The sequence below is a fragment of the Amycolatopsis regifaucium genome, assembly GCF_001613935.1.
GTDB lineage: Bacteria > Actinomycetota > Actinomycetes > Mycobacteriales > Pseudonocardiaceae > Amycolatopsis > Amycolatopsis regifaucium.
In genome coordinates, this window is sequence record NZ_LQCI01000034.1 from 1,019,140 (window position 1) to 1,038,574 (window position 19,435).

Genomic DNA, 19,435 nt, shown 5'->3' on the forward strand with positions numbered 1-19,435 from the left:
GGACGCCGCGCGGGTCAACGCTCGCTGGTGCGACACGGTATGCCGGTCACACGGATTCACCGGCACGTTCGGCCCGCGCTCCTGGAGATCGGCACGCCGGACACCGCCGCTGTACCCGGACGCGGTGACCCTGGCACCGGACGCGTCGGTGTCGGACGTGCTGGACGGGATCGACACGTCGCCGGGCTGCTCGGTGAAGGACAGTTTCGGTTGCCTGGACCTCTCCGAAGCGGGCTTCGAGGTGCTCTTCGAAGCCACCTGGATCGCGCGGGAGGTCCGGATGCCGCTCGAACCGGGCTGGTCCCGGATGCCGGATCAGTTCGACGATCCGTTCGTCGCGGTGTGGTCCGACGGTGTCTCCGGCGTGACGGCCAACCGTGACGGCGACTTCGCCGGACTGTCCAATTTGTACACTCGCGGCGATCTCGGCGACGCGTGGCGTGGCGCGACCTCGGCGGTCGCCACGACGTTTCCCGGCCTGCCGATCACCGGCTACGAACGCGGCGACGACCTCGCCGCCGCCTTACGGGCCGGGTACACGGCGCTGGGGCCGCTGCGGATCTGGCTGAAATGATCGCCGGATGGAGATCACCACCTGGCACCTCGAACAGACCTCGCCGGACGACCTGAGCGCCGCGAAACCGCCCGCCGTCCCGGTGAAGGTCGCCCGCGCCGAACTGGGCGCGGTGGATCGGGTGGCTGGACAGGCCCGGTGTCGAGGCCTGGGTGGCCTACGCGCAAGGAACGCCGTGCGGGTATTTCGGACTCGACGGCAGCGACGGTCTCGAAGGCACTGTCGAACTCGCGTACTTCGGGCTGATGTCGTCCTTCGTCGGGAAGGGCATCGGAAGTCGAGCAGGCCGAACTGCCCGCCGAGACGCCGGGGCCGTGGCCGGGAGCCGGGAAGAAGTAGCTACTCCGCCGGAGCCTTGGCGGCCGCCTTCGCCGCCTTCTTGAACGCCCGCACCTCGCCGAGCGTCTTCGTGTCGACGACGTCGGCGATCGAACGTCGTGCGCCGCGGTCGCCGTACGCGCCCGCGGCCGCGCGCCAGCCCTTGGGCTGCACGCCGAGCTGTTTGCCGAGCAGCGCGAGGAAGATCTTGGCCTTCTGCTCACCGAAACCGGGCAGTGCCTTGAGCCGCTTGAGGACCTCGGGACCGTCCGGCTTGGGCCGCCCGGAGGTCCAGATCCCGGCGGCGTCGCCGTCGTAGACCTCGACGATGTGCTGGGCGAGGTCCTTCACCCGGCGGGCCATCGAGCCGCCGTAGCGATGGATCGCCGGCGGGACCACGCAGAGTTCGACGAAGGTCTCGGTGTCCATCGCGACGATCTTCCGGAGGTCGAAACCGTCCATCCGGTCCGCGATCTTCTGCGGCCCGCGGAACGCGTGCTCCATCGGGAACTGCTGGTCCAGCAGCATGCCGACGAGCAGCGCGAACGGATCTTCGCTTAGCAGTCGGTCCGCTTCCTCGTCCCCGACCAGGTGCAGTGCGCGCGTCATGCGCCCAGGATCTCACGACCCGGCCGGGATGCGCGTCCTCATCCGGGCGGGTCGACCAGCAGGTCCGCGGCCGCGGTGGTGACGGCGGCCGACACCGCCGCCAGCGCGGGGGAGTCGAGTTTCCACTGCTGCCAGAACAGCGGTACGTCGATCGGGTGGTCCGGGTCGAGACAGACGAAGCTGCCGTCACGCAAGCGGTTCCCGATCTGAGCGACCGGCACCATGCCCCAGCCCATGCCGGCCGCCACGGCGTCGAAGAACCCTTCGGACGAGGGAACGTAATGCCGCAGCGGGCTCGCGAGCGTGCCGCGTTCACGCGCGAAGCGGTCCTGGAGGTCGTCGCGGCGGTCGAAGACGACGACAGGCGCTTCGGCGAGGGAAAGGTCCGTACCGAGTTCCGGGCTCGCGACGGCCAGGTACCGCATGTGCCCCAGCCGGTGCACCGAACATCCCGCGACCGGATCCGGTGACGACGTCACGGCCGCCATCACCAGCCCCTCCCGCAGCAGGGTCGTGGTGTGGTCCTGATCCTCGCGGTGCAGTTCGAAGCAGATCTTCTGCTCGGGCGGTACCCGGGTGAGCGCCGGCAGGAACCAGGTCGCCAGCGAGTCGGCGTTCACCGCGATCGGCAGCCGGACCGGTTCGTCGCCGGCGGTCAGGCCGAGTTCGGCCCGGGTGTCGGCCTCCAGCAAGGCCAGTTGACGACCGAAGCGCACGACGGCCTGGCCGGATTCGGTCAGCCGCACCGGTTTCGTGCGGATCAGCAGCACCCGCCCGGTGCGCTGTTCGAGCGCCTTGACGCGTTGGCTGATCGCCGACGGAGTCACGTGCAGTGCCGAGGCGGCGGCGTCGAACGTGCCTTCGTCGGCGACCGCCAGCAGCGTCCGGACGAGGTCCAGCGGCAGATCGGTCATCATGAGCGCTAATGCTACGTAAGAATCTTTAGCTGTACTGTTGACCCGGCGCTTCCTAGTGTTTTCCCATGGGAGACGTTCTGCTCAGCGCCGCCGCCGGTTTCGGCGCCACCATGGCCCTCATCGTCGCGATCGGCGCGCAGAACGCCTTCGTGCTGCGCCAAGGCATCCGCCGGGAATCGGTGTCCGTGGTCGTCCTGATCTGCATCGTCTCGGACGTCATCCTGGTGAGCCTCGGCGTCGGCGGAGTGGGTGCCTTGGTGGGGGCGTCACCCGAAGCGCTGACCATCGTCGCCCTGATCGGTGGTGCTTTTCTGCTCTGCTACGGCGCCCTCGCGGCCCGTCGTGCGTTCAAACCGGCGGCGCTGGAAACCGGTGGCCCCGAGACCGGCGGATCGCTGCGCCGCATCGTGCTGACCACGCTGGCGCTGACCTGGCTGAATCCGCACGTCTACCTCGACACCTTGCTCCTCCTGGGTGCGATCGCCGCCGGGCACGGCGGCGGCCGGTGGGCGTTCGGCGTCGGTTCGGTGCTGGCGAGCGTGCTCTGGTTCCTGGTGCTCGGGTTCGGCGCGAGGCTGCTCAGCGGGTTCTTCCGCGAGCCGTCGTCGTGGCGGGTGCTGGACGGTCTCGTCGCCGCCACGATGATCACTCTCGGCGTGACGCTGGTGGTCAGTGCCTGATCGGTTGCGGGGTACGGCGGACAGTCGTATGCATGAGTCATGCATGCTTTCCGCGTCCACCGTCGCCCGGAGGCCGGAGATGGCTGAACTCACCGCACTTCTTTCGGCCCTCTGCTTCGGCACCACCCATTTCGTCAGCGGAGTGCTGTCGAGGCGCGCCCCCGGTATGACGATTTCGTTGTACGCGCAGGTCGGAGGCACCGGACTCAGCGTCGCCGCGGCACTGGTCTTCAATGGCCCCACCACGGCGCAAGCGCTTGCGTGGGGCGCCCTTTCCGGGCTCGGGACGGGCGTCGGCGTGGCCTTCCTCTACCGCGCGATGGGCCGGGGCGCGATGAGCGTCGTCGTCCCGGTCAGTGACCTCGGCGCGGTGGTCATCCCGGCCGCGGTCGCCGTGCTGGCCTTGGGCGAACGGCTATCGGTGCCCGCCGCCGCCGGGATCGCGCTGGCGCTGCCGTCGGTGTGGCTGGTCTCCCGAAGCGGGGACGGGCGCGGCTCCGCGGGGGTGCCCGACGCGCTCATCGCGGGTGTCGGGTTCGCCCTGCAGTTCCTCGCCATGGCCAAGGTGCCCGCCGACGCCGGGTTCTGGCCGATCGCGGTCAGCCGGGCGGTGTCGGTCTGCGCGATCGTCCCGCTCGTGTTCCTGTCGTCGGCGACGTTCCGGTTGCCCGGCGCGACGGTGGTGAAGGCGGCCGTCGCCGGGTTACTCGGCTCGGTCGCGATCCTGCTGTACTGGTACGCCACGCAGCGGCAGCTGGTCGCCGTCGCGACCGTGCTCACCGCGCTCTATCCGGCTATCCCGGTGGTGCTCGCGATGCTCTTCCTGCGGGAGCGCGCCAACCGGGCGCAGATCGCCGGGCTGATCGGGGCGGGTGCCGCGATCGGCCTCATCGCCATCGGATGATCACGGCAGGCGCGCGAGATCACCGGCGGTGAGGACGAGGCCGGCGGCGGCCGCCGAATCGCGGATCGTCGCGGGCCTCGTCGAGCCGGGGATCGCCATCACCGACGGCGACTTCGCGAGCAGCCACGCCAGGCAGACCCGCTGCGGGCTGACACCGTGTTCCTCCGCCACGGCAAGGAAACCCGCGTGCGCCGCGCCGACTCGCGCGGCTCCGGAGATGCCGCCGAGCGGACCCCACGGCAGGTAGGCGAGCCCGAGTTCCGTGCACAGTGCGAGTTCCGGCTCGTGTGCCGGATAAGCGGGAGAGTGTTCGTTCTGTACCGAAACGAGCTTCTCGCCGAGGATTTCGCGTGCTTCGAGAATCTGCGCACTGGACACATTGGACACACCCGCGAACCTGATCTTGCCTTCGTCGGCCAGATCCTTGATCGCGCCGACGGACTCCGCCCACGGCACGTTCTTGTCGGGCTTGTGCAATTGGTAGAGCCCGATCGCGTCGACATCGAGCCGTTTCAGCGAGCCTTCACAGGCGTTCTTGAGCTGCGCGGGTGTCCCGGTGACGGTCCACGAGCCGTCACCGGGCCTGCCGCGCCCGCCCTTGGTTGCCACAGGGGGAGGCAGACCAGAAGAATCCTGTCCTGAGTGGACAGTTGTTCGGCGGGCTCGGCTCCATGCGGAAGAGCGCCGTCGAACTCGATGCCCGCGTATCACCACGAACTCGTGGGTGGCGCGACCGACCCCGAACGTGACGAGCCTGATCCTCAAGACGCTCGATCCGGTGAACGCGCCCGTGCCGACGTGTGTGCCGTTCTTCGCGCCGCTGAAACCGGGAACTAGAGGCCGGGTTTGGTCGCGTGCACCACGAACACCGACCGCACCCGGTCCCCGGAATCGATGTCCAGCCGTTTGACCGTCACCTCGGTGAAGCCCGCTTCGGTGGTGAGTTCGGCAGCGTCGGCCTCGGTTTCCGGGAGCTTCAGGTCGGCGGGGACGATGGCGGCGAACGCCGGCGAGGGACTGAACGCCGACGCCAGCGGCAGGCTGAAGGCCACCCGGCCGCCGGGGCGCAGCACCCGCAACCAGTCGCGGAGCGCGGCCGCGCCGAGGAAATGCAGTGAGGACGCGCAGAGCACGGCGTCCGCGCCGTCGTCCTCCACCGGTGCGGGGACCGCCGACGCGACCTGCCAGGTGACGCGCTTGCCGGGATCCCGCGATGCCGCCTTCGCCTCGGCCTGGGCGATCATGCCCGGCGAGATGTCGATCGCGAGTACCTCGCCCGGCTCCAGGCGCAGCGCGGCGAACGCGGCCACGCCGGTGCCGGTGGCGACGTCGAGAACGCGTTCAGGGGCTGTACGGCCGAGGCCGTCGACGAGCGCGTCGGCGACTAGGCCGTGATAGGTGTCCTCGTCGTAGTGCGCGGCGATGCCGTCGAAGAGATCGGCCGCGATTTCCTCGCTCACGGCCTCGACCTTAGCGGGCAACCGGCGGCGTCCGGCGAAACCCAGGTCGGCGCGGTGATACCAGCACAGTTCCGGGTCGCCTTCGAGCCAGCAGAGCAGGACGTCGACGCCGTCGAGGTCGGCGGGGAAGTCGATCAGGAGCGGAGCGAACCCCTTCAGCTCCGCGCCGGTCCGCTGGACGGTGGTCATCAGATCGTCCAGCCGGGCCTGCGCGGCCTTCCATTCCGGCATCCCGCCGAGCGCGGTCTCGCGGCCGCCCGGGCGCAGAGACGCGGCGAGTTCGGCCGCGTCGGCGCGCAGGCGGACGAGCTCGTCGAGCACGGGGCGTAGCCGGGCGAGTTCGGCGCGGGCTTCAGGAACGGTGAACAATCCCATGCGCCGATGGTCCCAGTCCGCTCAGCGGCGCCGCCGGGCGAGTCTCGCCGCGAGGCCCGCGCCGATCAGGAGGAGCCCCGTTCCGAGCAGTCCGCCGATGAACAGCCAGCTCGTGACGCCGTAGGTGACATCGTTCTGTGGCAGGTACTTCACCAGGCGGAAGCCCCATTCGGGCACCGCGGCGGCGGCCACGCCGGGTGCGACGCCCCAGACCAGGCCGCCGACGATCGGGCCGGTCGCCGAAAGCGCGCCGAGTAAACCGACCGCGAGCAGCAGGATCCCGCCACCCACCAGCAGGCCGATGCCGAAGACGTCACGCTGGGTGCTGAGGGTCGCCTGGACCAGCATCTGCTGCCGCAGGCCGCCCCAGGCCAGCAGGCCGAGGGCGACCGGAGTCAGGATCAGGCCGCCGGCGCCGCTGAGCACCCGGCGCACGCCCCGGCCGGCACGGCTGTCTTCGGGGACCACGTCGTCGTCGAAGGGCTCGTACGGTTCGTACGACTCGACGTCCTCGTAAGGCCGGCGAGGGTCCTTGGGCTGCTGGTCGTACTCGCCGTACTCCTGGTAGTCCTCGTCGTCGTACTCCGCGACGTACCGGTGCGATGACATGGGCGGGCCACCTCCCTTAACCGGACTACGGCTGCCAGGCCCGCTCGGTTCACATCGATCTCGCCCCGGATCGCGTTCAGCCCGCTGAACGCGACGTGGGGCGGCGGCGGGTGAGGGTGCCGACCAGGCCCGCCCCGACGAGAAGGGCCCCGCTTCCGAGCAGGGCGCCCATGACCAGCCAGGTCACCAGGCCGACGCCGAGTTCCCGGCCGCCGATGTCGTACATGAGGCCCACGAGATCCGACGAGCCGGCGAGGGCGGCCAGCCCGGGCAACACACCCCAGATCAGGCCGCCGATCACCGGGCCCAGCCCGGACACCGCGCCGAGGAGCGCGACACCGAGCAGCAGAAGGGCGCCGAAGAGCAGCAGGATCAGTCCCATGGGGTCCTCGCCGACGCTGTAGGCCTGCGCGAACACGCGTTGCAGGCGCGAACCGCCGTAGATCACCATGCCGAGCGCGACCGGCGTGAGCAGTACGCCGCCGAGCGCGCTGAGCACCCGGGGCACCGCGCGGCTGCTTTGCCTAGGCTGGAGGTAGGGCTCCGGGGCCGGTTGCTGCTCGTTGGGCGGCACGGCGTAGGGGTTGGTGGACATCGAGACCGCCCTTTCCGGTGGCCGGCAGAGGAGTGCGGTCCGATGATGTCGCGGATTCCGCGGTTCCCGTGACGGCCGGATGACCGACGTCCGACCGGGTGACGTCGACCACATCGGCCTCGTGGAGACTTGATGCCGACCACTACTGGAACCATCCAGGACCGTTAAGCAGTACGCTTGTACCGCTACCGGAGATTTAGAAGAAGAACGCGAAGATCCGCGGAAGGAGCACCGCTGCTCATGGCCAAGATCAAGGTCCAGGGCACCGTCGTCGAGCTCGACGGTGATGAGATGACCCGCATCATTTGGCAGTTCATCAAGGACAGGCTGATCCACCCGTACCTGGACGTGAACCTGGAGTACTACGACCTGGGCATCGAGGAGCGGGACCGCACCGACGACCAGGTCACCGTCGACTCCGCCAACGCGATCAAGAAGCACGGCGTCGGCGTCAAGTGCGCCACGATCACACCGGACGAGGCGCGGGTCGAAGAGTTCGGCCTGAAGAAGATGTGGCTCTCGCCCAACGGCACGATCCGCAACATCCTCGGCGGGGTGATCTTCCGCGAGCCGATCGTCATCCAGAACATCCCGCGCCTGGTGCCCGGCTGGACCAAGCCGATCATCATCGGCCGTCACGCGCACGGTGACCAGTACAAGGCGACCAACTTCAAGGTCCCGGGTCCCGGCACGCTGACCATCAGCTACACCCCGGACGACGGCTCCGAGCCGATGGAGTTCGAGGTCGCGAAGTTCCCCGAGGGCGGCGGCGTCGCCATGGGCATGTACAACTACCGCAAGTCCATCGAGGACTTCGCGCGCGCCTCGCTGCAGTACGGTCTCGACCGGGAGTACCCGGTCTACATGTCGACCAAGAACACCATCCTCAAGGCCTACGACGGCATGTTCAAGGACGTGTTCGAGGAGATCTACCAGGCCGAGTTCAAGGCCGACTTCGACGCCAAGGGCATCTCTTACGAGCACCGCCTGATCGACGACATGGTCGCCGCGGCGATGAAGTGGGAGGGCGGCTACGTCTGGGCCTGCAAGAACTACGACGGTGACGTGCAGTCCGACACGGTCGCGCAGGGCTTCGGCTCGCTGGGCCTGATGACGTCGGTGCTGCGCACGCCGGACGGCAAGACCGTCGAGGCCGAGGCCGCGCACGGCACGGTGACCCGGCACTACCGCCAGCACCAGCAGGGCAAGCCGACCTCGACCAACCCGATCGCGTCCATCTACGCCTGGACCCGGGGTCTCGAGCACCGCGGCAAGCTGGACTCGAACCCGGAGCTGATCGGGTTCGCGAACAAGCTGGAGCAGGTCGTCGTCGAGACCGTCGAGAGCGGCAAGATGACCAAGGACCTCGCGCTGCTGATCAGCAAGGACCAGCCGTTCCAGACCACCGAGGAGTTCCTCGCGACGCTGGACGAGAACCTGGCCAAGAAGATCAGCCAGGGCTGAGTCTCTCGCTAAGTACGTGAAGGCCCCCTTCATTGCGCTAGACGCAATGAAGGGGGCCTTCACGTACTCCGGCCGGGCCTGTGACGGTGGGTAGTACGCGCGCGGTCCGGTTGGCGCCTCCGGGTGGTTGGCATTCCGGGATCTGGGCGACCGCCCCGGCTTCTGCCACTCTGGTCGAGGAAGAAAACGATTCCCTTGTTCGAGGAGTGACCACCATGGCCATCTCGAAACCGGTCTTGTTCGCCGGCGGCGGACTGGCGTTGATCGTCATCGTCGCCATCTCGGGTCAGGACAGGGAGTCGAGCGCTTCGAGCCCGACCGGTTGCCAGGTCGTGGTGACGGCCGACGTGCTCAACGCCCGCGACACCCCCGGCGGGCAGAAGATCGTCGGCAAGTACGTCAAGGACGCGAAGATCGACGCCCAGCCGGTGGTCGAGAACGGCTTCCGCAAGATCGCCGAGGGCAAGTGGGTCTCCGCCCAGTACGCGACCCCGGTCGAAGGCTCCAAGTGCGGCCCGTGACCCGCCCGGATCGCGTTTAGCCCGCTAAAGGCGACTGGGTCGCGGTCGCCCGCAGGTCGCGTTCAGCCCGCTAAACGCAGGTGGGTGCCCTCCTCGGCCGCCAGCACCTCGCCACTGAACTCCTTCCGCGCCTCGGCCACCGAGACTTCGCGGTCGGAGCCGGGCCAGAAGTGGGTCAGCAGCAGTCTCCGGGCGCCTCCGCGTTCAGCCCAGTGCCCGGCCTCGCCCGCTGTCGACACCAGCCGCCGCGTCTCCGTGGGAGACGGGCCCTGGAGGGTGGCGTCGGCGATGAGCAGGTCGGCGTCGCGCCCCAGCTCCGCCAAAACCGGACTCGGCCCGCTGTCGCCGGTGTAGGCGACGGTGAGTCCGGGCGCCGTGAGCCGGACGCCGTAGTTCGGCACGTGGTGCGGCAGCAGGAACGTGGTCATCCGGAACGGCCCGATCTCGCGCGGCGGGCCGAGGTCGAACACGTCGAAGATCGTCGTCGGATGCGGTCGGGGCTCCAGCGCCTCCAGCCGCCGGACCGTACCCGGCGTGCAGTGCAACGGGATCCTCGGCTCATCAGGCGACCCATACGCCCGTGCCCGGCCGAGCGCGCTCACGTCCGCGCAATGATCGGGATGCTCGTGCGTCACCACCACCGCGTCGACCCGGCCTTCGGGACAGTGTTCGAACAGCCTCGACGCGGCGCCGTAGCCGAGGTCCAGCACGAGCCGGAACCCTTCGTGGACCAGGAGGAAACCGGCGCAGGCACGGCCCGGTTCCGGCCAGGCGCCGCAGCTGCCCAGCACGGTCAGCACGCTCATGCGCGCAGTCTCGCAGAACGAACACCCCGCCGGTTCTGTCGGACCCTCCGGGTAGCGTGCGAAGGGTGCTGACCGTCTCCACTGTGAATGTCAACGGCCTCCGTGCCGCCGCGAAAAAGGGCTTCGTCGAATGGCTCGGCGCCACCAAGGCCGATGTCGTCGCCTGCCAGGAGGTCCGGGCCGAGCTCAAGGAGCTCCCGGCCGGTGCCGCCGCGCCCGAAGGCTGGCACGTGGTGCACGCCCCGTCTGCGCAGAAGGGACGCAACGGCGTCATGCTCTTCAGCCGGACCGAGCCGGACGAGGTCCGCATCGGTTTCGGCGAGCCCGAATTCGAGGACAGCGGCCGCTACGCCGAGATCCACCTGCCGAACGTGGTGGTCGCGAGCCTGTACCTGCCCAGCGGCGACGTCGGAACCCCGCGCCAGGACGAGAAGGAGCGCTTCATGGCGGCGTTCCTGCCGTACCTCGTCGACCTGCGCGCCAAGTCCGAGGCCGACGGCCGTGAGGTCGTCGTCGTGGGCGACTGGAACATCGCCTACGAGAACATCGACCTGAAGAACTGGCGCGGGAACCAGAAGAGCTCGGGCTTCCTCCCGGAGGAGCGGGAGTGGCTCGGCCGCGTGTTCGGCGAGGCCGGTTATGTCGACGTCCAGCGCAAACTCGACCCGGAAGGCCCTGGTCCGTACACCTGGTGGTCGTACCGCGGGAAGGCGTTCGACAACGACTCGGGCTGGCGCATCGACTGCCAGCTCGCCACTCCCGGCCTCGCCGAGCGGTGCACCTCGGTCGTCGTCGAGCGTGCCGTGTCCTACGACCAGCGGTGGTCCGATCACGCGCCCGTCACGGCGACCTACGCCGACTGATCAGGGGCGGTCGGTCGGCGATGCCGCATCACGGCCATTCGCCGTGACCTCCGGGATCCGGTCAGGCACAATCAGGAACAGGAGGTGGCGGTCATGCACGAGTCGATCGAACTCAAGAAGCGCGAGATCGAGCACTTGTGCCAGGCACACTCAGTGCGCCGCGCGTATCGTCGCATTTCGTAACATCCTCATCCATGGCTGCGCGACGGTCGACGATGCCTTGGTGTGGCAGGTGCTCACCGAGCGGCTTCCCGGGTTGATCGGCGTCCTGCGGCGGTTGCAAGACGCGTAGGTCCGACCACGCGCCGGTGACTCCGACCTACTCCGGTTAGGCTGCACGCCGGGAGAACCGGGGGTCGCGATGGAAACGAGCGAAGCCAGGCGTGTCGAGGCGACGAACGCCGAGCGGTACCAGATGTCCGGCCAGTACGGGTGGGAGTTCAGCCCGGACGCGCCGAACCTGCTCGAACGCTGGCCGGTGCTGCCGTTCACCCAGCGCGGGGACAAGCGGATGGCGTTCGGCGCGCTGAGCGGCGCGTACAACGGGCTTCGGTTCAGCGTTTTCGACTACCACCGCCGCCCGACGGTCACGAGCGTGCACACGCGGTGGACCAACAAGAAGGTCAACGAGCTCGAAACGATCTCGATCGACACGGTCTGGGTGCTCACCCTGCCCGCGCCGATGCCGAACTTCCAGATCGTGTCGAGCATCGAATCCGCTTGGGACGTCGAGCAGTATCCCGAACCCGCCACCGCGGACCGGAAGTTCAACCGCTGGTACAAGCTGATCGACACCGATCCGCACATCGCGGTCCAGATACTGACACCGCAGGTCGCCGCCACGATGCGGTCGTTGAAGCTGCACACGTGGTCACTGGTGGGATCGGAACTGGTCTACGTCGAGAATCCGACGTTCGGCCGGACCAAACCGGAAGACGTGCTTTCGACGTTGGGCAGGCTCGCGCAGCTGGTGCCGTTGCTGCCTTTCCACATCGGTGGCGGGCAGCCCGCCGCGCCGCAACCGCAGCCCCAGTACCAGCCCCAGCCCCAAGCGCCGCAGCAGTATCCGGCCCAGCCGTATCCAGCACAGCCTTATCCGGCCCAGCCGTATCCGCCGCAGAATCCCGGCTACCCGCAGCCCTACCCGCCCCCGCCGCAGTACGGCCAGCCGCCGGGATATCCGCCACCCCAGTACCCGCCGCAGCCGTATCCGCAGCCCGGCTATCCACCGCAGCCGGGCCCCTACGGGCCGCCGCCGGGGTACCCGCCGCGCGGCTACTGACGGTTCTTCGCGCTCTCCGTCCACACTGGACTCTCGACGAAGTGGTTGTCGAACTTTTCCTGACTGTCCAAGAGATCCTGGACGGTCGCCTCGCCATGGCCGACCTTCTCCAGCAGCCGGAAGTAGTCGAATCGTTCGACACCCGGGACGAACACGATCAGCACGTCCGCCGATGAGTCCGCCGCCGCGCGGAAAGCGTGCGTCGTCAGCGGCGGCACGACGAGCATGTCGCCCTCGGAGACGTTGACGATCTCTTCTCCTGCGAGGACTTCCAGCTTTCCGCCGAGCATGAAGAACAGCTCGGATGATCCGGTGTGGTAGTGCGGTGCCGCACCGTCGGCGCCGACGCCCAGCCGTGTTCTCGCACTGCTCATGACCCCACCTGTGGTGGAGACGTCGGCGAGCAGGGTGACGTGGTTCGGGGCGGCGCCGACGGTCTCGGCGTCGGCGGCGCGGACAAGGACGGGTTCACTGTGCTCAATCATGCCTCGATAGTTTCACCACTGATAGTTCGCTGTCAAACTATCTTCGATCGAATAGACTTCTGCGGTGAGCGAAGAACGGAAGGCGGACGCGATCGACGCGGTGGTCGGCGCTTGGCGGCGGGAACGGCCGGACCTGGAGCTGACCGCCATCGGGGTCGCCGGGCGCCTCGGCCGGGTGGCGCTGCTGATGGCGCCGATGGTGGAAGCCGTGTTCGCGAAGCACGGCTTGAAGCAAGGAGAGTTCGACGTGCTCGCGGCGCTCAGGCGATCCGGTGAGCCGTACACGCTGATCCCGTCCGAGCTGTCCGCGACGCTGATGATGTCCAGGGCCGGGATGACCAGCCGGATCGACAGGCTGGAGTCGGCGGGGCTCGTCGAACGCGCGCTCGACCCGGAGGACCGGCGCAGCTTCCGGGTCACGCTGACCGAGCGCGGCTTCGAAGTCGTCGACGCCGCGATGACCGAGCACACCGCGAATGTCACGAAGCTGCTCGCGCCCCTTGGCGAGGACATCGACGTCCTGGACGCTTCGCTGCGCCGGCTGCTGACGTCCCTCGAAAACTGAAGGGCCCTTCGCCGCGTCACGTGCGGCGAAGGGCCCTTCGGCTCCCTGGATGGATCAGCAGTACAGGTTGCCACCGGGATCGACGCCGAGGATCCCGGTGAACTGCTGGTACTTGCTCACCCGGCTCTGCACCTGGCCGGGGTTGCCGCCGTTGCACTCGAGGCTCCCGTTGATGCTGCGGATGGTCTCCCCGAAGCCGCGGCTGGTGACCATCGCGTTGTGCGGGGTCATCGTGCCCGGCCCGTTCTGGGTCATCCAGTACCAGATGCCGGTCTTCCAGGCGACCGCCGCGTCGTTCTGCACGAGCCACGGGTTGGTCAGCAGCGGCAGGCCCAGCGCGTCGCCGGCGGCCTTGTAGTTGAAGTTCCAGCTGAGCTGGATGGGACCGCGACCGTAGTAGGCGGCGTTGCCCGCCGGGCAGCCGTAGGGCTGGGTCGTGTCGCAGTAGTGCGGGTAGTTGGCCTGGTTCTGTTCGACGACGTGGACCAGGCCGCCGGTCTCGTGGCTGACGTTCGCCAGGAAGGCCGCGGCTTCCTGCTTCTTGACGGTGTCGCTGCCAGTGCCCGCGAAGGCGGGGTACGCGCTCAGGGCGGTGACCAGGCCGTTGTAGGTGTAGAACGAGTTCCGGCTCGGGAACATCTGGTTGAACTGGGCTTCGCTGACCACGAAGCCGGACGGGTTCGGCGGGTTGGGCGTGCCGCCGCCGCAGGCGCCCTGATCGGCCCATACCTGCGCCGTTCCCGGCGTTTCGTTCTGTGTCCACCATTTCGCGGACCAGTTGTGCCCGTTGTGCGAGGCGGTGTTGCCGCCCCAGTAGACCGAACTCGCGTTCCACGGCGCCACGCAGTCCGCCGCGGCGGCGGACTGGGCCGGGACGACCACGGCGACCGTGGTGGCGGCGAAGGTGGCGGCGACCGCCGCGAGAATACGTCGAAGAGACATCGGTGGCTCCTTCGTACGAGGGGACCATGCGGGAATAATGGTCTATACCTTTTAAGAGGTATGGCCAACAGGTATAGACCATTGCGCGCAAGAAACCAACCGGGGAAAGGCGGATCGCCCCTGTTCGGCCGCATGGCGATGGGAAAACGGTCCAACCTGTCCAGTTTTGTCAGAAACCACTTCTGTTCTCGACCCACTTAGAGGAGAGGGGTACTCGAAGGATCCCCCCTGTGAGGGGCTATTCTCGTGCCCCGAGTTGATCAGAACCGACAGGTCTTGACACGCTCGGTAGTTTTTTGACCAGCAACCTGGAAATGCTCACTCGTTCGGGTTAGCGTTCCGGTTCGGCAATGTCACATCACGGGAGGCACTCCGGTGCGGAACCCAGTTCATCTCCTGATGCGGTCGGCTCTGCCCGCGGCCAGGGCCGCGGCGGTCGTCGCGATCCCTGTCGCGCTGCTCGTCGCGGGCGCTGTCCCGGCGTCGGCGGCGGAGGCGACCTCGCGCTCGGAGATGGCGTTCGGTTTGTTGGGGCCGGTCGGCCTGATCGCCGTCGCCCTCGGCATCGTCGGTATGGCCTTCGGGGTCCTCCGTCAGCGCCGGAAGGTGCGCGCCGCCGCCGTCATCCCCGTCGTCCCGGTCCAGCCCGCCGGTCAGGACGTCACCGCGATGGCCGAGGCCGTACTCGCCGAGGACGACGGCCTCGCCCGCCCCCAGCGCCCCTGACCTGCACCTTCTCGGCTCAGATCGCGTTTAGCCCGCTAAAGGCGACTACCCGCCGGAGCGCGATTAGCCCGCTAAAGGCGACTTGCCGGATTTCTTGGGTAGGTACACCTAGTCCGGCCCGGATTGTTTAGTGGCGCGCTGATCGCCACGCTCAGGTCCATGACGGTGACGCGGCGTCGCAGCCGGCCCGGTGATCCTTTCCCCCGTGCCCTGGACCAGGCGATCACGGACAGCGGTCTCGGTCTCGACCGGATCCGCCACCGGCTCGCCCAGCAGGGTGTCCGGGTCAGTGTCGCGACCTTGAGCTACTGGCGGACAGGAAGAAGCCGCCCCGAGCGGTGCGACTCCCTGAAGGCGGTCGCGCTGCTGGAGCGGCTCTTCGGACTTCCGCACGGATCCTTGCTGAACCGGCTGGGCCCGCGTCGCCCCCGGGGACGGTGGGGCGACGCGGGAACCGGATCAGACTCCGGTGTTGGTGCGGATCCAGCTGCGGAAGTAGGGGACGTCGACGTAGATGGACGGCCCGGTCGCGCAGGTGCTGCTGTTGTTCCCGGCGCGGCTCGTGGCACCGATCAGCTGCCAGACACCGTTGACCTGCTTAACCTGCGGGCCGCCGGAGTCGCCGTAGCAGGCGCCCTTGTTCCCGCCGGGGTTGTTGGTGCAGATCTCGCTGGCGGCGTTGATGCCGAGGCACCGGCTGTCGGCGACGATCGAGGTGTTCAGCTCCTGCAGGGTGATCGGGGCACCGCAGGCGCCCTGCGGGGCGCAGGTCTGGCCCCAGCCGATGATCCGCGTCGCGGTGCCGACGGCCCCGGACGTGTCGGCGATCGTGACCGGCGCCTGCGAAACCGCCGTCGAGAGCCGCAGCAGCGCCAGGTCGGCGCTCGGGTGGGCGATCCGCTGGGCCACGCGGGCCACGGTGCCGCCGCTGGTGCGGTTCGTGGTGCCGATGCGCACCTGGTACGGCGTGCCACAGTGCTTCGCGGTGACCACCCAGGTCGAGCTGATCAGTGAGCCACCACACTGGTGACCGCCGGAGCTCGACTGCTGCGACACCATGAACGAGTAGACCTGGGTCGCGTTGCCGCCGCCGACGATGTTCGGCTGGACGCCGCCGGTGGGCTCGGCCGCGGCCGCGACGCCGGAAAGCGAGAAGACGGCAGCAGCCGCCATGGCCAAGCCCATCAGCAGGGATCGTGCCTTCATCTGGTTCTCCTTCGGTGTGGCCGGAACATCCGGTGCCTAGAACGCTAGGAATCGGACACCGCGCCCAGAACCGTCGGAAGTATGTGGCGGTTAACCGTTTAGACCTTTGGCCGGTGTCGAGGCCGGGTGACCCGCCACGGCGCCGCCTGAGAGAATCCGGGCGTGTCCGACGAACTGAAGCGCCCGCGTGTGCTCTCCGGTATCCAGCCGACCGCCGACTCGTTCCACCTGGGCAACTACCTGGGTGCGCTGCGGCAGTGGGTGCGGCTGCAGGACACGCACGACACCTTCTACATGGTCGTCGACCTGCACGCGATCACCGTCGAGCAGGACCCGAAGGTGCTGCTCGATCGCACCCGCCGCTCGGCCGCGCAGCTGCTCGCGCTCGGCGTCGACCCGGCCCGCAGCGCACTGTTCGTCCAGAGCCAGGTGCCCGAGCACGCCCAGCTGGGCTGGGTGCTGGAGTGCCAGACCGGGTTCGGCGAAGCGAGCCGGATGACGCAGTTCAAGGACAAGGCCGCGAAGCAGGGCACGGATCGCGCCAGTGTCGGCCTGTTCACCTACCCGGTCCTGCAGGCCGCGGACATCCTGCTGTACCAGGCGAACGAGGTCCCCGTCGGTGAGGACCAGCGGCAGCACCTGGAGCTGACGCGCAATCTCGCGCAGCGGTTCAACAACCGCTACGGCAAGACCTTCACCGTGCCGGAGCCGCATATCGTCAAGGACACGGCGAAGATCTACGACCTGCAGGACCCGACCGCGAAGATGAGCAAGTCCTCGTCGACCGGCAACGGTCTCATCGAGCTGCTCGAAGACCCCAAGAAGTCGGCGAAGAAGGTGCGCTCGGCGGTCACCGACACCGGCCGCGAGATCGTCTTCGACGCCGAGAACAAGCCGGGCGTCTCGAACCTGCTGACGATCCTCTCCGCGTTGACCGACCAGCCGGTCGCCGAACTCCAGACCTCGTACGAGGGCAAGGGCTACGGTGACCTCAAGAAGGGCGTCGCCGAGGCGTTCGTCGAATGGGTCACGCCCGTGCAGTCTCGCGTCCAGTCCTATCTGGACGACGTCGCCGAGCTCGACAAGGTGCTGGCCCTCGGTGCGCAACGGGCCAGGGAAGTCGCTTCGGTGACGTTGCGGAACGTCTACGCGAACATCGGGTTCCTGCCTCCGGCGGGCTAGCTCGCGTTGCGGGCCGCTCCGGGCGTGGTTAGCGTCTACTGGTGGCGAAAGATGACGGCGCGAAGCCGGAAGAGGACAAGCTGTTACCCCGACTCCGGCGAAAGTACGGCTGGCTCGATCACCTCATCCGGGCGAACGACGCCTTCACCGAGCGCTACGGCAACCACTATGCCGCCGCCATCACCTACTTCAGCGTGCTTTCGGTGATCCCGATCCTGATGGTCGCCTTCGCGGTCATCAAGATCGTGCTCGCCGGCGACCAGACGGTGACGAATCAGCTCGTCGACGGCATCAAGAAGTCGGTCCCGCCGGGGCTCAGCGATCTGGTCGGCAGCATCATCAAGGCGGCGCTGGACTCCGGCGGCGGCATCGGCGTTTTCGGTCTGCTGCTCGCGCTGTACTCCGGCGTCGGCTGGATGTCCAACCTGCGCGACGCGCTGACCGCCCAATGGGGTCAGGAAAAACAGAAGCTGCCGCTGGTCTCGACGACGATCAAGGATCTGCTGTCACTGATCGGCCTCGGCGTCGCGCTGGTGGTCTCGTTCGGTCTCACCGCGGCGGGCAGCGGGGTCGGCCGGTTCCTGCTCGAACTCGTCGGCCTGGAAAACCAGGGCTGGGCCGTGTTCCTGCTGAAGGTCGCGACGATTCTGCTCGGCCTGCTCGCGAACACGCTGGTGTTCCTGTGGGTCATCGCGAGGTTGCCGCGTGAGCACGTCGCGCTGCGCAGTGCCGTCAAGGGCGCGGTGTTCGCCGCCGTCGGCTTCATCGTGCTTCAGCAGGCCGCGACCTTCTACCTCGGCAGTGTCACCAAATCGCCGGCGTTCGCGTTGTTCGGCCCGGTGATCGGTCTGCTCGTGTTCGCGAACCTGGTTTCGCGGTTCCTGCTGTTCGTCACCGCGTGGACGGCGACCGCGAAGGAGAACATGTCGACGGTCATCGAGCCACCGGCGCCCGTGCTCATTCACCCGAGGGTGACCGTGCAGCAGGGACCGGGTCTCGGCGCCGTCGGCGGCGCTTTCGCCACCGGTGCGCTGTTGGGCTGGCTGGGCCGCCGGAAGTCCTGACCGGGCCGGCTACTTGCTCGCCATGGCCTTCTTGCGCTGGTGACCGAGGACGAACGACGCCACGATGATCAGGAAGACGATCAGCGTGATGATCCAGCCGACCGTCCCGAACGGGTCCTCGGCCGCGACCGCGGCACCGCTGTTCGACTTGCTGTCGGCGTTCGGCGCGGGCTTGGCCACGCCCGTGTCCACGCTCTCCGCCGGCTTGTAGTCGATCCGCCCGACCGATTCGGCCTTGTCCTGGCGCAACGCGATGCCGTAGTCGAGGAGCTTCGCGGCCTGCTCGGTGACCCGGGTGGGGCGCTGCTCGGCGCGAAGCATCACGACGGCGACGCGATGACCGTTCTGGAGCGCGCCGCCGACGTAGGTGTGGCGCGCGTCGTCCGTGAAGCCGGTCTTCCCGCCGAGGAACCCGGGATAGGACCCGAGCAGCTTGTTGTCGTTGTAGATCGTGACGGCCGGTTTCCCCGCGGTCGGCGGGATTTCGAAGGACTTGGTCTTGACCACCTGCGCGAATTCGGGCTGCTTCATCCCGTAGTGGAAGATCAGGCTCATGTCATAGGCCGAGGTCGTCATACCCGGCCCGTCGAGCCCTGACGGCGTCGCGGCCCGCGTGTCCGTGGCGCCGATGCGGGCGGCGAGCGCGTTCATCTTCCCGACGGTGACGTCGACACCGCCCAGCGCGGTGGCGAGCGCGTGCGCCGCGTCGTTGCCGGAGTGCATCAGCAGCCCGTGCAGCAGTTGGTCCACTGTGTACTGGCCGCCGGCAACGATGCCGACACAGGTGCACTCCTGCTCGGCGTCCTCCTTGGTCGGGACGATGACCTTGCGCGGCGGCAGTTCGGTGACCACGACCAGCGCGAGCAGGGTCTTGATCAGGGAAGCGGGCCGCTGGCGGGCGTGCGGATCCTTCGCCGCGATGACGTCACCGGTCTCGAGGTCCTGCAGCACCCACGACGCGGCGGTGGTCCCCTCGGGCGGGTTCAGCGCCCGTTTGGGGAGCACGAGCCCGCATTCGGCCATCCGCTCGCCGCCCACCGGAGCGGGCGGGACCGGCAGCGGCGCCGGAGCGGCTTCACCGGGGCGCGGCTTCTCGGAGGTGTCGACGGGCGGCGGTGGCACCGTCTTGTTCGCGCACGGCTGTGCCTGGTCTGGCGGCTTCGGGGCGGCTGTGGCCACCGGCGTCACCGCGAGGGCGAGCACACCGGAGACGAGGACCATGAGCGACCGGGAGATAGCGCTGTGCACCCGAGCAATGTAGCGTCGCCGCGCCCGCTGCATACTCAGG

24 protein-coding genes are annotated in these 19,435 nt (G+C 68.3%); 13 read left to right on the top strand and 11 right to left on the bottom strand.

Annotated features, from left to right (window positions below):
* Nucleotides 1–124 precede the first annotated feature (124 nt).
* Nucleotides 125–574: a hypothetical protein gene (locus AVL48_RS28770; RefSeq protein WP_244162498.1), complete on the top strand. Its 450-nt coding sequence runs from the start codon at nt 125–127 to the stop codon at nt 572–574.
* 152 nt (nt 575–726) lie between these two features.
* A complete protein-coding gene (locus tag AVL48_RS40745; RefSeq protein ID WP_341865675.1) occupies nt 727–957 on the top strand; it encodes a hypothetical protein in 231 nt (76 codons plus the stop codon).
* Here the strand turns inward: AVL48_RS40745 and AVL48_RS28775 are convergent.
* Nucleotides 914–1,501, bottom strand: coding sequence for an HhH-GPD-type base excision DNA repair protein (locus tag AVL48_RS28775; protein WP_061983433.1), 588 nt, complete (start codon nt 1,499–1,501; stop codon nt 914–916). The genes AVL48_RS40745 and AVL48_RS28775 overlap by 44 nt on opposite strands.
* A 38-nt stretch (nt 1,502–1,539) precedes the next feature.
* Nucleotides 1,540–2,418, bottom strand: a complete 879-nt coding sequence (locus AVL48_RS28780; protein ID WP_061983434.1) for a LysR family transcriptional regulator ArgP — start codon at nt 2,416–2,418, stop codon at nt 1,540–1,542.
* A 65-nt stretch (nt 2,419–2,483) separates the two neighbouring features.
* Here AVL48_RS28780 and AVL48_RS28785 point away from each other — a divergent pair, with 65 nt between their 5' ends.
* A complete protein-coding gene (locus AVL48_RS28785; protein ID WP_061983435.1) occupies nt 2,484–3,098 on the top strand; it encodes a LysE/ArgO family amino acid transporter in 615 nt (204 codons plus the stop codon).
* A 79-nt stretch (nt 3,099–3,177) separates the two neighbouring features.
* Nucleotides 3,178–4,002: an EamA family transporter gene (locus tag AVL48_RS28790; RefSeq protein WP_061983571.1), complete on the top strand. Its 825-nt coding sequence runs from the start codon at nt 3,178–3,180 to the stop codon at nt 4,000–4,002.
* Here the strand turns inward: AVL48_RS28790 and AVL48_RS28795 are convergent, their stop codons facing one another.
* The 4 genes from AVL48_RS28795 to AVL48_RS28810 all read right to left on the bottom strand — a co-directional run bounded on the left by AVL48_RS28795 (nt 4,003) and on the right by AVL48_RS28810 (nt 7,041).
* Entirely contained in the window at nt 4,003–4,611 is a 609-nt protein-coding gene (locus AVL48_RS28795) for an aldo/keto reductase (RefSeq protein WP_244162497.1), read from the bottom strand.
* 224 nt (nt 4,612–4,835) lie between these two features.
* A complete protein-coding gene (locus AVL48_RS28800; RefSeq protein WP_061983436.1) occupies nt 4,836–5,837 on the bottom strand; it encodes a DUF2203 family protein in 1,002 nt (333 codons plus the stop codon).
* A 21-nt stretch (nt 5,838–5,858) separates the two neighbouring features.
* Nucleotides 5,859–6,446 (bottom strand): hypothetical protein, encoded by a 588-nt coding sequence (locus AVL48_RS28805; RefSeq protein WP_061983437.1) that lies wholly within the window; start codon nt 6,444–6,446, stop codon nt 5,859–5,861.
* Between the two features lie 76 nt (nt 6,447–6,522).
* Nucleotides 6,523–7,041: a hypothetical protein gene (locus tag AVL48_RS28810; protein ID WP_244162496.1), complete on the bottom strand. Its 519-nt coding sequence runs from the start codon at nt 7,039–7,041 to the stop codon at nt 6,523–6,525.
* 240 nt (nt 7,042–7,281) lie between these two features.
* On the opposite strand from AVL48_RS28810, the gene AVL48_RS28815 reads away from it, so the two are divergent.
* Nucleotides 7,282–8,505 carry an NADP-dependent isocitrate dehydrogenase gene (locus AVL48_RS28815; protein ID WP_061983438.1) on the top strand — a complete coding sequence of 408 codons (1,224 nt, stop codon included), beginning with the start codon at nt 7,282–7,284 and terminating at the stop codon, nt 8,503–8,505.
* A gap of 215 nt (nt 8,506–8,720) precedes the next feature.
* Nucleotides 8,721–9,026 (top strand): hypothetical protein, encoded by a 306-nt coding sequence (locus AVL48_RS28820; protein WP_082857811.1) that lies wholly within the window; start codon nt 8,721–8,723, stop codon nt 9,024–9,026.
* Between the two features lie 62 nt (nt 9,027–9,088).
* Here AVL48_RS28820 and AVL48_RS28825 read toward each other — a convergent pair whose 3' ends face one another.
* Nucleotides 9,089–9,832: an MBL fold metallo-hydrolase gene (locus AVL48_RS28825; RefSeq protein ID WP_061983439.1), complete on the bottom strand. Its 744-nt coding sequence runs from the start codon at nt 9,830–9,832 to the stop codon at nt 9,089–9,091.
* Nucleotides 9,833–9,888: 56 nt separating this feature from the next.
* On the opposite strand from AVL48_RS28825, the gene AVL48_RS28830 reads away from it, so the two are divergent.
* The 3 genes from AVL48_RS28830 to AVL48_RS28835 all read left to right on the top strand — a co-directional run bounded on the left by AVL48_RS28830 (nt 9,889) and on the right by AVL48_RS28835 (nt 11,977).
* Nucleotides 9,889–10,695 (top strand): exodeoxyribonuclease III, encoded by an 807-nt coding sequence (locus AVL48_RS28830; RefSeq protein ID WP_143104644.1) that lies wholly within the window; start codon nt 9,889–9,891, stop codon nt 10,693–10,695.
* A gap of 43 nt (nt 10,696–10,738) precedes the next feature.
* A complete protein-coding gene (locus tag AVL48_RS40320; protein WP_244896119.1) occupies nt 10,739–10,987 on the top strand; it encodes a HepT-like ribonuclease domain-containing protein in 249 nt (82 codons plus the stop codon).
* A 69-nt stretch (nt 10,988–11,056) separates the two neighbouring features.
* The gene (locus AVL48_RS28835) at nt 11,057–11,977 is read left to right on the top strand and encodes a hypothetical protein (protein WP_061983441.1); all 921 of its coding nucleotides are present in this window, start codon (nt 11,057–11,059) and stop codon (nt 11,975–11,977) included.
* On the opposite strand, the gene AVL48_RS28840 is transcribed toward AVL48_RS28835, so the two are convergent.
* Entirely contained in the window at nt 11,971–12,462 is a 492-nt protein-coding gene (locus AVL48_RS28840) for a cupin domain-containing protein (protein ID WP_061983442.1), read from the bottom strand. The two genes, AVL48_RS28835 and AVL48_RS28840, sit on opposite strands and share 7 nt — an antisense overlap.
* Before the next feature lie 64 nt (nt 12,463–12,526).
* Here AVL48_RS28840 and AVL48_RS28845 point away from each other — a divergent pair, with 64 nt between their 5' ends.
* Nucleotides 12,527–13,027 (top strand): MarR family winged helix-turn-helix transcriptional regulator, encoded by a 501-nt coding sequence (locus tag AVL48_RS28845; RefSeq protein ID WP_061983443.1) that lies wholly within the window; start codon nt 12,527–12,529, stop codon nt 13,025–13,027.
* A gap of 54 nt (nt 13,028–13,081) precedes the next feature.
* Here AVL48_RS28845 and AVL48_RS28850 read toward each other — a convergent pair whose 3' ends face one another.
* Complete coding sequence (locus tag AVL48_RS28850; protein ID WP_061983444.1) at nt 13,082–13,969, bottom strand: glycoside hydrolase family 19 protein; 888 nt, start codon at nt 13,967–13,969, stop codon at nt 13,082–13,084.
* Between the two features lie 399 nt (nt 13,970–14,368).
* Here AVL48_RS28850 and AVL48_RS28855 point away from each other — a divergent pair, with 399 nt between their 5' ends.
* Nucleotides 14,369–14,695 carry a hypothetical protein gene (locus AVL48_RS28855; protein ID WP_061983445.1) on the top strand — a complete coding sequence of 109 codons (327 nt, stop codon included), beginning with the start codon at nt 14,369–14,371 and terminating at the stop codon, nt 14,693–14,695.
* A 459-nt stretch (nt 14,696–15,154) separates the two neighbouring features.
* Here the strand turns inward: AVL48_RS28855 and AVL48_RS28860 are convergent, their stop codons facing one another.
* Complete coding sequence (locus tag AVL48_RS28860) at nt 15,155–15,901, bottom strand: S1 family peptidase (RefSeq protein WP_061983446.1); 747 nt, start codon at nt 15,899–15,901, stop codon at nt 15,155–15,157.
* A gap of 162 nt (nt 15,902–16,063) precedes the next feature.
* Here AVL48_RS28860 and trpS point away from each other — a divergent pair, with 162 nt between their 5' ends.
* Nucleotides 16,064–17,083 carry a tryptophan--tRNA ligase gene (gene trpS, locus AVL48_RS28865; protein ID WP_061983447.1) on the top strand — a complete coding sequence of 340 codons (1,020 nt, stop codon included), beginning with the start codon at nt 16,064–16,066 and terminating at the stop codon, nt 17,081–17,083.
* A gap of 41 nt (nt 17,084–17,124) precedes the next feature.
* Nucleotides 17,125–18,147, top strand: a complete 1,023-nt coding sequence (locus AVL48_RS28870; protein ID WP_061983448.1) for a YhjD/YihY/BrkB family envelope integrity protein — start codon at nt 17,125–17,127, stop codon at nt 18,145–18,147.
* Nucleotides 18,148–18,156: 9 nt separating this feature from the next.
* On the opposite strand, the gene AVL48_RS28875 is transcribed toward AVL48_RS28870, so the two are convergent.
* Nucleotides 18,157–19,395 carry a D-alanyl-D-alanine carboxypeptidase family protein gene (locus AVL48_RS28875; protein WP_061983449.1) on the bottom strand — a complete coding sequence of 413 codons (1,239 nt, stop codon included), beginning with the start codon at nt 19,393–19,395 and terminating at the stop codon, nt 18,157–18,159.
* Nucleotides 19,396–19,435: the final 40 nt, after the last annotated feature.

Coding starts and splice junctions, on each gene's coding strand:
- AVL48_RS28815 (WP_061983438.1), top strand. CDS start 7,282: ATGGCCAAGATCAAGGTCCAGGGCACCGTCGTCGAGCTCGACGGTGAT.
- AVL48_RS28835 (WP_061983441.1), top strand. CDS start 11,057: ATGGAAACGAGCGAAGCCAGGCGTGTCGAGGCGACGAACGCCGAGCGG.
- AVL48_RS28820 (WP_082857811.1), top strand. CDS start 8,721: ATGGCCATCTCGAAACCGGTCTTGTTCGCCGGCGGCGGACTGGCGTTG.
- AVL48_RS28850 (WP_061983444.1), bottom strand. CDS start 13,969: ATGTCTCTTCGACGTATTCTCGCGGCGGTCGCCGCCACCTTCGCCGCC.
- AVL48_RS28855 (WP_061983445.1), top strand. CDS start 14,369: ATGCGGTCGGCTCTGCCCGCGGCCAGGGCCGCGGCGGTCGTCGCGATC.
- AVL48_RS28780 (WP_061983434.1), bottom strand. CDS start 2,418: ATGATGACCGATCTGCCGCTGGACCTCGTCCGGACGCTGCTGGCGGTC.
- AVL48_RS28790 (WP_061983571.1), top strand. CDS start 3,178: ATGGCTGAACTCACCGCACTTCTTTCGGCCCTCTGCTTCGGCACCACC.
- AVL48_RS28825 (WP_061983439.1), bottom strand. CDS start 9,832: ATGAGCGTGCTGACCGTGCTGGGCAGCTGCGGCGCCTGGCCGGAACCG.
- AVL48_RS28800 (WP_061983436.1), bottom strand. CDS start 5,837: ATGGGATTGTTCACCGTTCCTGAAGCCCGCGCCGAACTCGCCCGGCTA.
- AVL48_RS28775 (WP_061983433.1), bottom strand. CDS start 1,501: ATGACGCGCGCACTGCACCTGGTCGGGGACGAGGAAGCGGACCGACTG.
- AVL48_RS28860 (WP_061983446.1), bottom strand. CDS start 15,901: ATGAAGGCACGATCCCTGCTGATGGGCTTGGCCATGGCGGCTGCTGCC.
- AVL48_RS28840 (WP_061983442.1), bottom strand. CDS start 12,462: ATGATTGAGCACAGTGAACCCGTCCTTGTCCGCGCCGCCGACGCCGAG.
- AVL48_RS28785 (WP_061983435.1), top strand. CDS start 2,484: ATGGGAGACGTTCTGCTCAGCGCCGCCGCCGGTTTCGGCGCCACCATG.
- AVL48_RS28805 (WP_061983437.1), bottom strand. CDS start 6,446: ATGTCATCGCACCGGTACGTCGCGGAGTACGACGACGAGGACTACCAG.
- AVL48_RS28810 (WP_244162496.1), bottom strand. CDS start 7,041: ATGTCCACCAACCCCTACGCCGTGCCGCCCAACGAGCAGCAACCGGCC.